This window comes from Bradyrhizobium sp. STM 3557 (assembly GCF_045571465.1).
In the GTDB taxonomy this organism is placed as follows: domain Bacteria; phylum Pseudomonadota; class Alphaproteobacteria; order Rhizobiales; family Xanthobacteraceae; genus Bradyrhizobium.
Genome location: NZ_CP120697.1, coordinates 6,255,610 through 6,270,360, shown reverse-complemented (window position 1 = coordinate 6,270,360; position 14,751 = coordinate 6,255,610). Strand labels below are relative to the sequence as shown.

Here is a 14,751-nt window from a genome sequence, read left to right as displayed (position 1 = left end):
AGCGTGGCTGGGATGATGATGGTGTAGTTGCGACCTGACCTCAGACCGGCGGCAGCGGCTGCGACAGGAGGCCCTGCCGCAGCGCGAGCCTGACGAGCTCGATATCCGATCCGACGCCGAGCTTGTCCTTGATGATCGAATGGAGATTGGCGACCGTCTTCGGGCTGAGGTGAAGCGCCTCGGCAATCTCCTCGGTGCTCCGCTCCGCCAGCAGCATCTGCAACACCTCGAATTCGCGCGCGGTCAGGACGTCGGCGGCGACGGTCTCGCCGGCGAGCCGCCCGAGCGCGAGCTCATGAGAGATGTCCGGGCTGACCGCCATGCGCCCGGCGAGGACGTCACGCGCTGCCTGAACCAGCACCTCCGGCGGGCTGCTCTTGGTGACATAGCCCTTCGCGCCGGCGCGAATGGCCTGCACGGCAAAGCCGGCATTCTCGTGCATGGTGAACACCAGGATCCTGGCGTCGCGGTCCCACTGCCGGATGCGGCGGATGGCCTCGATGCCGCCAATGCCGGGCATAGTCACATCCATGATGACGAGATCGGGCTTGGCCTCCTTGAACAGCCGATAGGCTGCCGCGCCGTCGGACGCTTCTGCAATGACCCGCAATCCCGGCTGCTTCTGCAGAACCGACCGGTAGCCCTCGCGCACCACCGCATGGTCATCGACCAGCATGATGGTCCCGCTGGGGCAGCTCACGCCGCGCACTCCGTAAGGATGCGCTGATCCAGTCGCGGCCGGTTGCGACTTGCGGCGAGGGGAACGACGACATGCAGGCGCGAGCCGCCGCCCGGCCTGGGCTCGAAATTCAGCTGTCCGCCCAGCACTGCTGCGCGTTCGCGCATGCCGAGCAGTCCCATCCCGCTCTTGCCGGCCTGATCGCTGGCAGCGCCGTCATCTTCGATTGTGAGCTCGACTGCTGTTGCGGCTTGTTCGATGCTGGCATCGCCTGCGTCACGCAGCGTCAGCTGCAAGAGCACGCGTGTGGCATCGGCATGCCGTGCCGCATTGGTCAGGCCCTCCTGAGCGATGCGGTAGAGGTTCAGGCCGACCGTGTCCGGCAGGCTGTCGACGGGTCCCGTAAGCCTGATCTCGAACTGCGTTCGCCCGCATTGGCGCCTGCTCCACCCCGCGACCAGGCCTTCTAGGCTTGCAGCCAGTCCAAGTTCATCGAGATCGGGCGGACGCAGCCTGAACAGCGCGCCACGGAGCGTGGTCATCATGTCGGTCGCCGTCCGCCCGATACTGTCGCATTCGGATGCGAGCTCGGGACAGGCCTTTGCAGCGCTCTGGCCGGCCGCGGACGCCAGCGCACGGATGGCCGCAAGCGACTGGCCGAACTCGTCATGCAGCTCGCGCGCGAGATGGCGACGTTCCTCGTCCTGCAGCGCGATCAGCCGCCGCGTCAGCTCGTTGCGTTCCGCGATCGCTGAAGCGAGACTCTCGGCAAGCCGGTTGAAGACGTCGCGGATCGCCGAGAGCTCGGCCAGATCGAACGGCGGCAGCCGCGCCGTCAGGTCGCCAGCAGCGATCCGCTCGAGCCCTGCACGGATCAGCCGCGTCGGCCGCAGCGCCTGCGCCAATGCCGCATAGGCCAGCACGCAGAGGAGCACGAGTGCGCCCGCAAGCACGGGCAGCAGGCGGCTCAGCTCGCGCCATGTCTCCGCAGTCACGACCGATGGATCGATCCAGGCCACCGCCTCGCCCATCTGCCTGTCGCCGAGCAACACTGGTCTTGCGGCCTCCCGCCCGGGATCGAAGATTGTGCGATGGACGACGGCAAAGGCAAGCGGCGGCTCGCCTGGCATCCGCGCTCCGCTACAGAACTGCTGTACCATATGGCCGTTGCCGGCACGGTAGGCGATGCAGAGACCCGGCCTCATCACCGATGAGGCGATGCTGTCGAGGTCGGGAAAAGTTGAAGGCGGATTGTTGATCCAACGCGTCTTGCTGAGCTGCAATTGCAGCGTCCTGGCAGTGATGTTGGCGGCGTCATCCAGCTCGGCGCGAGCGGACCGGTCGATGTCCCACAGCACGACCGCGCAGATCGCCGCAAAGCAGATCGCTGACACGGCCGATATCCGCAAGGTCAGGCGGTATTTGAGATCGAAATTGGCGAAGGTCCACATCGGTCGAGGCCTCGCGCGCGGAGCGTTGGCGCATGTCGCTGTGCATTTAACGGCAGAACGGCCGCCGCGAAAAGCTTTGCGAGCGGAGGAGACATCGCGTCGTGAAATTTTCCCGCGGCCGGCCGGGAAGTTCTCCGTTTTGGGGCATCGCCGCGGGTCCTAGCGTTCCGATGCTTCATGCCTCTCGCTCGCGCAAAACAACTCAAAAGGAGCTCTCATGACCCGCAGCCTGCATTTGCCTTGCTCGCATTGGCCTTGGCGCCTCGCGATCGCTGCCATGGTCCACGCGGCGGGCTTCGGCCCGGCCTGGTCGACCCAGCCGTCCGGTGCGGCCCCGGCGGTGATGGTCGCGGATTTCAGCTATGTCGACACGTCCGGCGAGCCGGTTGACCAGAGCGCCGCGCACCAGCGCCGGCTGCAGGCTTTCATGGCCGCCCTTCGCAACGAGCTTGCGGCGGATCAGCGCCTGCGCCTCGTCGATCCATCCTGCGCGCCGGCCTGCGTTGCCGACGCCACAGCGGCAGACGCGCTTCGTCATGCGGCGACCGAAGCCGGGGCCCAGATCGTGGTGATCGGCGGTATTCAGAAAACGAGCACGCTGGTGCAGTGGGCGCGTACCGCTGTGGTCGATGTCGCATCCAACCGCGTCGTATTCGAGAAACTGTACACGTTTCGCGGCGACGACGACGCCGCATGGCAACGCGCCGAGATGTTCGTATCACGCGAGCTTCGCGACGTGCTGGCCACATCGCCGGCGTCGGTTCGGCTTGCACTGCTTCCCTTCACGCTGGAGGATACCAGCGCCGGGGCTGGGACAGTCGGTGAGAGCGAGTCCGACGTCAAGGGACTGCGTGACGCGACCGAGGCGGTTCGTCAGCTTCTCAGCCAGTCCGGCCGTTACCGCCTCATTGAGGTGAGGGCGGAAGCGATGGCACAGCCGAAGGATGGTTGCGGCGACTGTGACCTGCGGCTCGCCCGGGAGCTCGGTGCCGATCAATCGCTCGCCGGCGTCGTCAGAAGGGTCAGCCGCACGGAATACACGATCAGCTTCCAGCTCCGCAATGTCGGGACAGGGGCGCTCATTGCCGCCGGCGATAGCGGGCTCCGCCTGGGCGCCAACTACTCCTGGGGGCGCGGCGCGGTCCGCCTGGTGCGTGACAGGCTGCTTGGCGGCGAGGAGACCTCGCCATAAGAGCTCGCCTGTGGTTCTCGTCCTACTTCGTGGGCGCGATTCTCTCCCACAGCCAGCGCGCCACGGCCGGAGGTGAGGAGTCCGCATCGTTGCCGGAAGCACGTAGATTCGCCTCTTGCATGATCTTCAGATCGATCCGGCCGAGCAGGGGTCTTAGCGCAGTCTGCAGCACCTGATCGTCGGCGCGCTTCGGCGACAGCAAAAGGATTGCGTCATAGGGCGGAATCGCATGCTTGCTGTCGTCGAGCACGACGAGATCGTACTTGGCGATCAGCCCGTCGCTGGTGTAGCCCGCGATCACGTCGACCTCGCCGGAGGCGACCGCTGCATACATGAAGTCCGGCTGCATCTGCCGCTGCGCCCTGAATGACAGGCCATAGGCGTCTCGCAGGGCCGCCCACTCGGGCCGCGAGAAGAACTCGTAGTCGCCGGCAATGGTCATGCCGGATGTATGGCTGGCGAGATCGCCGATCGAGCGGATGTGCAGCGCTTCGGCCTTCTGGCGCGGCATTACCAGCGCATAGGCGTTCTCGAAACCGAGCCCGCCGAGCAGCGTGACCTTCTGCCGCGACAGATCCTGCTTCAAGGCGTCGAGCAATTGCGCGCGCGGCAGCATCTCGCCGTGGTGAAACTGGTTTGCCCACAGCGTGCCGGAGTAGTCGACGTAAAGGTCGATGTCGCCGTTGCGCAGCGCCTCATAGATCACGCTGGAGCCGAGCCCCGAGCGCGTCGTCGCCGGCAGACCGGATGCCTGCAGCCGCTCGGCCAGCAGCGCGGACAGCACATATTGTTCGGTGAACGTTTTTGCGCCGACGACATAGCGCGCCGTTGACGTCGCGAACGCCGGGATGAGGCTCGCACCCATCATCAGCGCGATGCCGGCGCCGCCGAGCGCGCTGCGCAGCCTGCTGCGCGCGCGCAAGCCTTGTTCGATCAGGGCCAGCAACTGGTCGACCGCGAGTGCCAGCACTGCGGCCGCCACGCAGCCGAACACGACCAGCACCCAGTTCTGGGTCTGCAATCCTGCAAAGATGTAGTTGCCGAGCGAGGTCTGGCCAATCGGCGTCGACAAGGTCGCGGTGCCGATCACCCAGACGGCGGCGGTGCGGATGCCGGCCATGATCACGGGAAGCGCCAGCGGCAGCTCCACCATGGTCAGCGACTGCCGCTCGGTCATTCCGACGCCCTGCGCCGCCTCGGTCAGCGCCGGGTCGATGCCGCTGAGACCGGTGATGGTGTTGCGCAGCACCGGCAGCATCGAATAGAGCGCGAGCGCCAGCACGGCAGGCAGGAAGCCGAAGGCGGAGAAGCCAAAGCCGAGCCAGCGTAAGGTCAGCGCGGCCAGCGCCAGCAGCAGCGGATAGAACAGCGCGAGCAGCGCCAGCCCCGGGACGGTCTGCACCACGCTGGCGAGCCCGAGCAGGCTTGCGCGCAGCAGCGGCCGGTTGCGCGCGATCAGCGCCAGCGGCAGGCTGACGACAAGCCCGAGCGCGAGCGCGGCGATGCTGACGCGCAAATGGCTGCCGAGATAATCGGCCAGATGCGACCAGGCCTCGGTGACGCGGGGATCGGAGAGCAGTCTCATGCGATGCCGCTTTCCGGCAACAGCGCCTTCAGTCGCTCGGTCTGCCGCCGCGGTGTCTGCAGCAGCTGCTTCACATAGGGCTCGTCGCTCGTGGCGAGCTCCGCTGCCGTGCCGATGCTGAGCAGCCGGCCCGACCGCATCACCGCGACGCGGTCGGCGAGCAGGATCGCCTCCGTCATGTCGTGGGTGATCATGATGGTGGTCAGGCCGAGCTTCTTGTGCAGGGCGCGGTAATCGTCCCCGAGCGCATCGCGCGTCAGCGGGTCGAGCGCGCCGAACGGCTCGTCCATCAGCACGATCCGCGGCCGGGCTGCGAGCGCGCGTGCCACGCTGATCCGCTGGCGCTGACCGCCGGACAACTCATGCGGCAGACGGTCGCGATATTGTTTGCGGTCGAGCCTGACGAGGTCGAGCAGCTCGTCGATGCGGGTGTCGATCTCCGGCGCCGGCGTGCCGAGCAGGGACGGCGTGATGCCGATATTGGCCGCGACGCTCATATGCGGAAACAGCCCGCCGCTCTGGAACACATAGCCGATGCGGCGGCGCAGGCTCACCGGGTCGAGACCGGCGATATCCTCGCCGTCGATCGTGATGGTGCCGGAATCGGCGTCGATCAGCCGGTTGGTCAGCCGCAGCAGCGTGGTCTTTCCGGAGCCGGAGCCGCCGACGATGGCGAGAAATTCGCCGGCAGCAACCGAAAGCGACACGTCGTCGACCGCGGCCACGCCGACAAAGCTCTTGCATATGTGGGCATAGGCAATCAGCGGCGTGTCCGGCATGCGTCCTTCGACTTCAGGTTTGTTTTCACCCCCTCAACGGGAGGATGAGGAAGACGTTGAGTTTACCTACCACGTCATGCGGCTTCGTTGAACTTCTCCGCGCAAGCGGCTAAGCCGTTGGGCGCAATGGGGAGAAACGCGAAGTGATGAAGGCAACGACCGCGGCGGTCGCGCTGGCAGGGACGACCGTGGCGTTCCGCTTGGCCGGAGGAGGCATCTATACCGCGGTGGACAAGGCGGATCTGACCGTCGCCGACGGTGAGTTCGTGGCCATTGTTGGCCCGACCGGCTGCGGGAAGTCGACCCTGCTCAACATCGCCGCCGGGCTGCTCAAGCCGGCCGACGGTGAGGTGCGGATCTTCGACCGGCGGCTCGCCGGGCTGAACAAGGACGCCGGCTACCTGTTTCAGGCCGATGCGCTGTTTCCCTGGAAGACCGCGCTCGACAACGTCGCGATCGGGCTGGAGGTCGCAGGCACGCCGCGCGCCGAGGCGCTGCCGCGCGCGCAGGCCTGGCTTGAGCAGGTGGGTTTAGGTGCTTTCGGCAACCGCTATCCGCATATGCTCTCCGGCGGCCAGCGCAAGCGCGTCGGGCTCGCGCAGGTCCTGATCCGCAATCCCAGAATCATTCTCATGGATGAGCCGTTCGGTCCGCTGGACGCGCAGACGCGGCAGATCATGGGCAATCTCCTGCTCGACCTCTGGAGCGCGGACCGCAAGGCGGTGCTGTTCGTCACCCACGATCTGGAGGAGGCGATCGCGCTCGCCGACCGCGTCGTCATCATGTCGGCAGGACCCGCCGCGCGCATCATCGGCGACTGGCGCGTCACGCTGCCGCGCCCGCGCGACATTTTCGAGGTGCGCCTGGGGCACGAGTTCCACGCGCTCCATCGCGAGATCTGGCACAAGCTGAAGGCCGAGGTCGCGAAAGGATATGCGCAGGCTGGTGCCGCATGATGATGGCTATAGTCTCGATGCTTCCTGTACGGTTTGAGAATCGGGTGGCTGGTCTTGCTGAGTGCGCTCCCTCCCCCCTTGTGGGGGAGGGTTGGGGAGGGGGGTACCCAGCAAAGATTAGTCTTTGGAGCACCCCCACCCCTAACCCCTCCCCGCAAGGGGGAGGGGAACAGAGCAGCGTGCGCAGTGAGAGCTCCGCATCTCACACGTATGGCGGAGCTTAGTGATGTCGCGTCTCGGCCTGTTCGCGCTGCAACTGCTTGTTGCCGTCGCCATCATCGCGCTTTGGCAGTTGTTCGCCACCGTGCCGGTGTTCGGCCGCGTTTTGCTGCCGCCGTTCTTCTTCTCCAACCCAGTCGACGTCTTCAGCCAGGTAATCGCCTGGTTTGCATCAGGCGCGATCTGGAAGCATCTTGCCATCACGCTATGGGAATCCGTCCTCGCCTTCGTGATCGGCTCGCTCGGCGGCGTGCTGGTCGGCTTCTGGTTCGCGCGGAAGCCCGTGGTCGCAGCCGTGTTCGACCCCTATGTGAAAATGGCCAATGCGCTGCCGCGCGTCGTCCTGGCGCCGATCTTCACGCTGTGGTTGGGCCTCGGCATCTGGTCCAAGGTGGCGCTCGGCGTCACGCTGGTGTTCTTCATCGTCTTCTTCAACGTCTATCAGGGCGTCAAGGAGGTCTCGACCGTGGTGCGCGACAACGCCCGCATGCTCGGCATGAGCGAGCGGCAGCTGATGCGGCATGTCTACTGGCCGTCGGCGCTGTCGTGGATGTTCTCTTCGCTGCACACCTCGGTCGGCTTCGCCGTGGTCGGTGCGGTCGTCGGCGAATATCTCGGCTCGGCTGCGGGCCTTGGCTATTTGATCCAGCAGGCGGAGGGTGTGTTCGACGTCGCCGGCGTGTTCGCCGGCATGTTCGTGCTGTCGATCTTCGTGATCCTGATCGACCTCGGCGTGACGCTGGTCGAGCGGCGGCTCCTGGTGTGGCGGCCCGATGCAGCAAGTGAGCGGTGAGGTGTCCGCCCATCACCAAACAACAGATGTCGTCCTCGCGAACGCGAGGACCCATACCGCGTGATCTCTCGTGGAACGAAGCCGGCCGGGCGTGCGCACCAATCAACAGCCGTGGTTATGGGTCCCGGCTCGCGCTTCGCTTGGCCGGGACGACACCGTGATTGAATGCCCCGCTCTTCTCAAGTCGGGCACGGCGTCCTAATCTGCCGACCAATCGAACGGAGGAAAACGATGAACAAGATACTTGGCGGGATTCTTGGCAGGCTGGCCGGAACGCTGCTCGCGCTCACCCTCACGTCAGGCCTTGCATCCGCTGCGACCAAGCTCACGGTCGCGGTCGGCGGCGGCTCCTGCCTGTGCTACCTGCCGACCGTTCTGGCCAAGCAGCTCGGCGAATATGAAAAAGCCGGACTCAACGTCGATCTGGTCGACCTCAAGGGCGGCTCCGATGCGCTCAAGGCCGTGCTCGGCGGCAGCGCCGATGTCGTCTCAGGCTATTTCGACCACTGCGTCAATCTCGCGGCCAAGAAGCAGGAGCTCCAGGCCTTCGTGGTCTATGATCGTTATCCCGGTCTGGTGCTCGTGGTGGCGCCCTCGCACACCAAGGAGATCAGCTCGATCAAGGATCTCGCCGGCAAGAAGGTCGGCGTCAGCGCGCCGGGCTCCTCGACCGATTTCTTCCTGAAATATCTCTTGAAGAAGAACGGCGTCGATCCCTCCGGCACGGCCGTGATCGGCATCGGGCTTGGCGCCACTGCGGTCGCGGCGATGGAGCAGGGCCAGATCGACGCCGCCGTCATGCTCGATCCCTCTGTGACGGTGCTGCAGGGCAGCCATGCCGATCTCAAGATTCTGAGCGACACCCGCACCCAGAAGGACACGCTCGAGGTGTTCGGCGGCGAATATCCGGGCGGCGCGCTCTACGCGACGTCAGCCTGGGTCGCGTCGCATGAGAAGGAAGCGCAGGCGCTGACCAACGCCATCCTTGCGACGCTCGCATGGATTCATTCGCACACTCCGGAGGAGGTGACGGCGAAGATGCCCGAGGAGATGGTGGGCAAGGACAAGACGCTCTATCTCGCCGCGCTGAAGAACACGATCCCGATGTATTCGCAGACCGGCAAGATGGATCCGAAGGGCGCCGAGGCCGTGCTCGCGGTGTTCAGCACCGGCTCTCCCGATGTTGCCAAGGCCAATATCGACGTCACCAAGACCTACACAAACAAGTTCGTCGATCAGGCCAAGGGCACCACGGGCGCGGCCACGAAGTGAGTCGTGCAACCATCCATCGCGTTGCCACGCTCGACCTCAAGGTCGAGCCGTGGACATGGCCCTTCGCGCTGGCGCGGCGCGATGAGATCGCCGCGCATTTCGCCAAGCTGCAGGGCGAGAAATCCGCGCTGTGGAACGGCCGCATCCTGCTCGGGCGCGATGCCACCTTTGCAGCCGGGCATCTGGCTGCCTCCTATTTCGAAACTGATTTTGCCAATCTGTTGGCCTGGCGCGACTGGGGCTATCCCGACAACACCATCTTCAACGGCTTCGGCATGGGCGCGCTGCGGTCAGTCGACGGCGCTTTCGTCCTCGGCGAGATGGGCGGCCACACCGCGAATGCGGGCCGCGTCTACTTCCCGTCCGGTACGCCCGACCCCGATGACGTCAGCGACGGCCTGCTCGATATCGGCTCCAGCGTCGCCCGCGAGGTCGAAGAGGAGACCGGCATCGCGCCTGACGATTACCGTCCCGCTGCACATTGGGATTGCGTCGTCGTCGGGGCCACGATCGCGATGATGCGGATTCTCGATGTGGACTGTCCAGGCGAGGAGCTCAAGCGGCGGATCGAGGCCAACTTGGCGTGCCAGGACGAGCCGGAACTTTCCGGCATTCTGCTGGTTCGGAACAGGGCGGAGCTGACATCGGCCATGCCGTTGTTCGTGACCGCGTTTCTCGAAGCGCAGTTCGCAGATCAGGCACAGGTCACAGAAGACGGTTCGCAATGAGCAAGAAGCACGCGCGGTCGCTCGCGGCCGAGCTCGATTCCTTCATCTCGCCATACCGCGTCGACGGATCCGAGAAGTTTCACCTCAAGGCGCAGAAGACCAACGCAAGAGGTGGCCTTGACAAGGTGGGAGGTGAGGAGATTCTGGCTGCCAACCGCAAGTGGCTGGCCCATTTCCAGGAAAAGCTCTATGCACAGGACCGCTGGTCGCTGCTCTTGATCTTCCAGGGCATGGACGCCTCGGGCAAGGACAGCGCGATCAAGAGCGTGTTCGAAGGCGTCAATCCGCAGGGCTGCGAGGTCACCTCGTTCAAGCAGCCGACCTCGAAGGAGCTCGACCACGACTTCCTGTGGCGTAGCATGATCGCGCTGCCCGAGCGCGGCCGCATCGGCATCTTCAACCGCTCCTATTACGAGGAGTGCCTGGTGACGCGGGTGCATCCGGACGTCTTGAAAGCCGAGAAGCTGCCGCCCAAGCTGGTCAGCAAGAACATCTGGCGCGAGCGGTTCGAGGACATCACCGCCTTCGAGCGTTATCTGTCGCGCAATGGCACGATGATCCTGAAGTTCTTCCTCAACGTGTCCAAGGAGGAGCAGCGCCAGCGTTTTCTCGACCGGCTGGAGGAGCCGGGAAAAAACTGGAAGTTCTCGATGGCCGACGTCAGGGAGCGCGGCTACTGGAGCCGGTACCAGGCGGTCTATCAGGACATTGTGCGGCACACCTCGTCGAAGGTGGCACCCTGGTATGTCGTACCGGCCGACCACAAATGGTTTGCCCGCGTGGTGATCGGATCGACCATCGTTGCCGCGCTGGAAAGCCTCAATTTGCAGTTCCCGCGTGTCGACAAGGAATCGCTGAAGGAGTTCGAGGCCGTGCGCAAGGCGCTGGAGCAGGAAGGCAAGGGCAGCAAGACGCCGGCGTGAGGGTGCACCGAGCCTTATCGCTCCGCGGCCGCGTGGGGGTCACACTGCGCCGCGCCCTGCGCTCCCGGCTTCTGCGCTGTCACCTGCGCTGAGAAACTTCGCTTCGAATTCCGCCGCCAGCATCGGCTTGCCGAAGTAATAGCCCTGGCCTTGCTCGCAGCCGAGCCGCAGCAGGAGATCGGCGGTCGCGCGGTTCTCGATGCCCTCGGCGATCACCGAGAGGCCCAGTTGGCGGCTCAGATTGACGGTCGAGCCGACGATCGCGGCATCGTCGGCGTCGCTCAGCAAATCGAGTACGAAGGAACGGTCGATCTTCAACCCGTCGAGCGGGAACTTCTTCAGATAGCTGAGGCTCGCATAGCCCGTGCCGAAATCATCGAACACGATGCTGACGCCGAGCGCCTGAATGCGCTGGAAGATGTCGAGCACGCTTTTCTCGTCATGCAGCAGGATGTCCTCGGTGACCTCCAGCTCCAAAAGCTCGGGCGACAGGCCGGTCGCCGCCAGGCTCTCGGCAACGGCAGCGGCGAGGTCGGCGGAATGCAGCTGCGACGGCGACAGGTTGACGCCGATCCGAACCGCATGTCCGGCGAGCTCCCATTGCCGCGCCTGCCTGCAGGCCGTGTCCAGCACGAAGGTGGCGACCCCATCCGACAGTGCCGAGCCGTTGACGACCGGAATGAAGACGCCCGGCGGCACCAGGCCGCGGGTCGGGTGGCGCCAGCGGATCAACGCCTCGGCGCCGATCAGGTGGCCATCAACCAGATTCACCTGCGGCTGATAGAACAGCTCGAATTCCTGCCGCTCGAGCGCGAGCGCAAGCTCCGCTTCCAAGGTCAGCCGGGCCTCGAGCTCGGCCCGGATCGACTCCTCGAAGATGACATGGCTGCCGCGGCGGACAATCTTGGCCCGGCTCAGCGCCAGATGGCTGTTACTCAAGAGCTCGTCTGCCGAGCTGCCGCCGTGGGGATGAATGGCGACGCCGACGCTGATCTTGACGCGGTGCTGGCGGTTGCCGGCATCGAGCGCACGATCGAAGGCGCGGATGAGATGCTCGGCCAGCTCGGCGATGGTGCCGCTGACGACGCAGGCGGGGATCGCGATCGCGAACTCGTCGCCACCGAGCCGCGCCACCAGGCCGAGATCGCCGACCTCAACGGTCAGTCGCTCGGACACCGCGCGCAGCACGCGATCGCCGTAGCTGTGCCCGAGCATCTCGTTGACCTGCTGAAAGCGGTCGAGACCGATCACGAGCAGAGCGACCTCGCCGCCAGCAGGCTGTGCGGCCGCGATCATCTCGGTCAGCCGCAGATGCAACGTATTCCGGTTGGCCAGCCCGGTCAGCGTGTCGTATTCCGCGAGGTGACGGATGTGCGCCGCTTCCCGCTTGCGCTCCGAGATGTCGCGCAGGATCGCGCCATATTGCCGGCCGTCCGCGCCCTGCCAGGCTGCGAAGCTCGCCTCCACGGGAAATACCTCGCCGTCCTTGCGTCTCCCTTCGAACTCGGACACGGCGCCGCTCGGCAACGACGCCATCTCGTGCAGCGAGAATGGATGCTCCGGGGCGTGCTTTGCGACGCACAGCAGATCGAACGGCTTGCCGATCGCCTCGGCTTCGCGATAGCCGAAGATCGCGGCCGCGCCCGGATTCCACATCGTGATCAGCGCGTTCTCGTCGGTGCAGATCAGGCCGTCGCCGAGCGACATCGCGATGCGCTGGAAGCGGTTCTCAGCGACGTGGCCGAGCAGGCGGCGGAAGTCGATCTCATCGAGCGCGATCGCCGCGAGATAGGCGACGATCGCGGTCTGCAGCAGCGAAGTATCCAGGACCATCGCGAACTGCACATGCAGCAGCATGGCGAAAGCTTCGAGCGCAGCCGAGATGGCGACCAACAGCAGCGCGCGCTGGCCGGCGGCAAGCCGGCGCCAGCTGATCATCATGATCGCGGCAAGCAAGACCAGGCCTGCCAGCGTCGGCAGCTCCGGGGTCGGGCGCAGCTCGCGATGCTGCAGGATCGATTCCGCCGCGAGCGCCTGCAGCACCGGGCCGGAGACGATCCTGGCATTGGGAATGTTGAAGCGGTCGCCAAGCTCGAGCGCCGTGCCACCGATGATCACCCGCTTGCCCCTGAGCTTCGCCAGCGTGGCGGGATCGCCCTTGAGCGCGTCGACATAGGAGACCTTCGGCACCGATGCGGGGTCGATGCCGAAATCGATCAGGAACGAGCTGTCGGATTTGCGGCTTTGCCCAGCCAGCATCGCGGCCATTGAGGGCAGGTATTCGCCGCCAAGCGTCGTACCCGTGGGATAGCTGCGCACACGCCCGTCCGCCTCGACGGCGACGTTGACCAGCGCCGACCATGCATGGCCGGCGAATTGCGGCAGCGGCCGATTGACATAGACCGCGCGATCGCTGCTTGCGCTGCCCGGTTGCTTGAAGGCCGGCAGGATCACCCCGCCGCCGGCCGCTTTCAGCGCGTCGGCGAAGCTGCCATCAGAGGCGGGGTCGGACACGGCGCTAAAGTCGACGTCGAAGGCAATCTCCTGCACACCGGCGCGCTGCAGCCATTGCAGCAATGTGGCGTGGAGCGCCCGCGGCCATGGCCAGATGCCGATCGCCTCGATCGAGGGCGCGTCGATGGCGATGACGACGACCTCGCCGGTCGCCTGCCGCTTGTCCCAGGCGAAGCGCAGGTCGGTGAGGCCGTTGCGCAGCGTCTCGTGCCAGCCCAGCACGCTGACCGTGAGTAGTGCAATCAGCACCAGAAAATGCGGCCGAAACTGTCTCAAGATGCCCCTCATGCGCCCGCGTGGGCGTCATCCCCTCGATCGACGGCGATGCCGCCGCTGCTCAGCTGAAGGCGCGCCAACTGCGCCAACGACGTCCCCATCGGAGCAACGATCGATCAGTTCTTGCCTTTGCCGATCCCGTTGCCATTACCGAGACCGTAGGCGTTGCCATTGCCGTGCGTCCTCTCGGCCAGATAGTTCAACCACTGAGCCACAGAGTTTGCGCCATTGCCGTTGCCGTAGGCGTTGCCCTTGCCTTGGCTGCCGTTACCGCCGCCATTGCCGGCAGGGCCGTTGCCGCCGATCCCGTCATTGCTGCTGGTGTCCGAGCTGCTGCCGGCGACATTGGCAGATGCACTGGCCGAGCCGATCGCCGTCGCCACGGTGGCGCTGATCGCCGCGGGGTTCGTGCCGTCGCCACCCGTCGTCGCGTTGCTGTTGCCGCTTCCATTGCTCGCACCGGCGGTGTTGTTATCGCTCCACGTCGTGGTCTTGTGCGAGCCGTTGCGAGGCCCAGGTGGAACGGCGCCATGAGCGAGGCCGTGGGTGGCGCTGCCGACATTGAGCTTCACTTCGCCAAGGGAGGAGGAGATGCGCACGCCGTGAGGTTTCGGCATCGTGGCTGCGCCCTGCCGCTGGTCGGTTCGTTGTGCGGCCGGATTGACGGGTACGGTGTTCATCGGGCCGATCGCATGAATCACGCTGCCTTTCGCCTCGCGCGGCGCCTGCAAGCCGCCCTTCGGCACCGGGACGCGATCGATGGTCGGCGCACGCGGCCGTCCCTGCTCGATCGGAGCGAAGGTGCCGGAGCCGCTCAGATGCAGGCCGGGCCTGCCGCTGGCAAAACTGATGACGCTCTGTCCCGGCGTGACCTGCGCGATCTGGCCGGACTTGAAATCGGACACCTCGACCTGGCCACGGCTGACATCGACCTTGGTACGGCCGGCCTCAATGGTGACGCGGAACTGGGTCCCCTTCACGACGGCGGCGAGGTAGGGGGTCTCGACCTCGAAATGCTTGACGTTGCGCCGTTCGACATCGAGCAGGATCGAGCCGGCGCGCTGCAGGATGGTTGTGGCCATTCCGTCCTGCGCATCCGTCGGCAAGCCGACCACCGAATTTGGCGCGATCAGGATGGTTTCCGCGCCACGCGTCAGGAGAACGCGGCCGTTGTGACCGGTGCGGATCGTATCGCCCGGCTTGAGCACATCGCTGCCGAGTGCCACCTGCTGGGCGCCTTGCGTGGTGACCCAGACCTCGCCGGACGACTTGCTGACCGACCACGGATCGCCGTCCGCCGCCCATGCTGTGGAACCGGCCACCATCGCAAACGCAGCAACGATGACGTGTTTGAAGCGGGACTTGGCTGACATTTTGCGGGCGC

At 65.5% G+C, this 14,751-nt stretch carries 12 protein-coding genes; 6 read left to right on the top strand and 6 right to left on the bottom strand.

Annotated features, from left to right (window positions below; all coding sequences use genetic code 11):
* Positions 1–40 precede the first annotated feature (40 nt).
* Complete coding sequence (locus P6U24_RS29040) at positions 41–676, bottom strand: response regulator (protein WP_407160637.1); 636 nt, start codon at positions 674–676, stop codon at positions 41–43.
* 20 nt (positions 677–696) lie between these two features.
* Positions 697–2,130, bottom strand: a complete 1,434-nt coding sequence (locus P6U24_RS29035; protein WP_407155853.1) for a HAMP domain-containing sensor histidine kinase — start codon at positions 2,128–2,130, stop codon at positions 697–699.
* 217 nt (positions 2,131–2,347) lie between these two features.
* Here P6U24_RS29035 and P6U24_RS29030 point away from each other — a divergent pair, with 217 nt between their 5' ends.
* On the top strand, positions 2,348–3,322 hold the full coding sequence (locus tag P6U24_RS29030; protein WP_407155852.1) for a DUF2380 domain-containing protein: 975 nt from the start codon (positions 2,348–2,350) through the stop codon (positions 3,320–3,322).
* Positions 3,323–3,344: 22 nt separating this feature from the next.
* Here P6U24_RS29030 and P6U24_RS29025 read toward each other — a convergent pair whose 3' ends face one another.
* Together P6U24_RS29025 and P6U24_RS29020 are read right to left on the bottom strand one after the other, a co-directional pair.
* Positions 3,345–4,907, bottom strand: coding sequence for an ABC transporter permease/substrate-binding protein (locus P6U24_RS29025; protein ID WP_407155851.1), 1,563 nt, complete (start codon positions 4,905–4,907; stop codon positions 3,345–3,347).
* Positions 4,904–5,686, bottom strand: coding sequence for an ATP-binding cassette domain-containing protein (locus tag P6U24_RS29020; RefSeq protein WP_407155850.1), 783 nt, complete (start codon positions 5,684–5,686; stop codon positions 4,904–4,906). Before P6U24_RS29020 ends, P6U24_RS29025 begins: the two co-directional genes overlap by 4 nt.
* Positions 5,687–5,832: 146 nt before the next feature.
* Here P6U24_RS29020 and P6U24_RS29015 point away from each other — a divergent pair, with 146 nt between their 5' ends.
* The 5 genes from P6U24_RS29015 (at position 5,833) to P6U24_RS28995 (ending at position 10,577) form a co-directional block, all read left to right on the top strand.
* Positions 5,833–6,642, top strand: a complete 810-nt coding sequence (locus P6U24_RS29015) for an ABC transporter ATP-binding protein (RefSeq protein ID WP_407155849.1) — start codon at positions 5,833–5,835, stop codon at positions 6,640–6,642.
* 226 nt (positions 6,643–6,868) lie between these two features.
* Positions 6,869–7,654: an ABC transporter permease gene (locus P6U24_RS29010; protein ID WP_407155848.1), complete on the top strand. Its 786-nt coding sequence runs from the start codon at positions 6,869–6,871 to the stop codon at positions 7,652–7,654.
* A gap of 231 nt (positions 7,655–7,885) precedes the next feature.
* The gene (locus tag P6U24_RS29005) at positions 7,886–8,926 is read left to right on the top strand and encodes an ABC transporter substrate-binding protein (RefSeq protein ID WP_407155847.1); all 1,041 of its coding nucleotides are present in this window, start codon (positions 7,886–7,888) and stop codon (positions 8,924–8,926) included.
* Positions 8,923–9,654, top strand: a complete 732-nt coding sequence (locus tag P6U24_RS29000; RefSeq protein WP_407155846.1) for an NUDIX hydrolase — start codon at positions 8,923–8,925, stop codon at positions 9,652–9,654. The genes P6U24_RS29005 and P6U24_RS29000 overlap by 4 nt, the downstream gene beginning before the upstream one ends.
* A complete protein-coding gene (locus tag P6U24_RS28995; protein ID WP_407155845.1) occupies positions 9,651–10,577 on the top strand; it encodes a polyphosphate kinase 2 family protein in 927 nt (308 codons plus the stop codon). Before P6U24_RS29000 ends, P6U24_RS28995 begins: the two co-directional genes overlap by 4 nt.
* Before the next feature lie 39 nt (positions 10,578–10,616).
* Here the strand turns inward: P6U24_RS28995 and P6U24_RS28990 are convergent, their stop codons facing one another.
* On the bottom strand, positions 10,617–13,370 hold the full coding sequence (locus P6U24_RS28990) for an EAL domain-containing protein (protein WP_407160636.1): 2,754 nt from the start codon (positions 13,368–13,370) through the stop codon (positions 10,617–10,619).
* 113 nt (positions 13,371–13,483) lie between these two features.
* Entirely contained in the window at positions 13,484–14,740 is a 1,257-nt protein-coding gene (locus P6U24_RS28985; protein WP_407155844.1) for a FecR domain-containing protein, read from the bottom strand.
* Positions 14,741–14,751: the final 11 nt, after the last annotated feature.

Excerpts from the sequence above, each read along its gene's own strand:
- P6U24_RS29020 (WP_407155850.1), bottom strand. The coding sequence starts at position 5,686 with ATGCCGGACACGCCGCTGATTGCCTATGCCCACATATGCAAGAGCTTT.
- P6U24_RS29035 (WP_407155853.1), bottom strand. The coding sequence starts at position 2,130 with ATGTGGACCTTCGCCAATTTCGATCTCAAATACCGCCTGACCTTGCGG.
- P6U24_RS29030 (WP_407155852.1), top strand. The coding sequence starts at position 2,348 with ATGACCCGCAGCCTGCATTTGCCTTGCTCGCATTGGCCTTGGCGCCTC.
- P6U24_RS28985 (WP_407155844.1), bottom strand. The coding sequence starts at position 14,740 with ATGTCAGCCAAGTCCCGCTTCAAACACGTCATCGTTGCTGCGTTTGCG.
- P6U24_RS29025 (WP_407155851.1), bottom strand. The coding sequence starts at position 4,907 with ATGAGACTGCTCTCCGATCCCCGCGTCACCGAGGCCTGGTCGCATCTG.
- P6U24_RS28995 (WP_407155845.1), top strand. The coding sequence starts at position 9,651 with ATGAGCAAGAAGCACGCGCGGTCGCTCGCGGCCGAGCTCGATTCCTTC.
- P6U24_RS29040 (WP_407160637.1), bottom strand. The coding sequence starts at position 676 with ATGCTGGTCGATGACCATGCGGTGGTGCGCGAGGGCTACCGGTCGGTT.
- P6U24_RS29015 (WP_407155849.1), top strand. The coding sequence starts at position 5,833 with ATGAAGGCAACGACCGCGGCGGTCGCGCTGGCAGGGACGACCGTGGCG.
- P6U24_RS29010 (WP_407155848.1), top strand. The coding sequence starts at position 6,869 with ATGTCGCGTCTCGGCCTGTTCGCGCTGCAACTGCTTGTTGCCGTCGCC.
- P6U24_RS29005 (WP_407155847.1), top strand. The coding sequence starts at position 7,886 with ATGAACAAGATACTTGGCGGGATTCTTGGCAGGCTGGCCGGAACGCTG.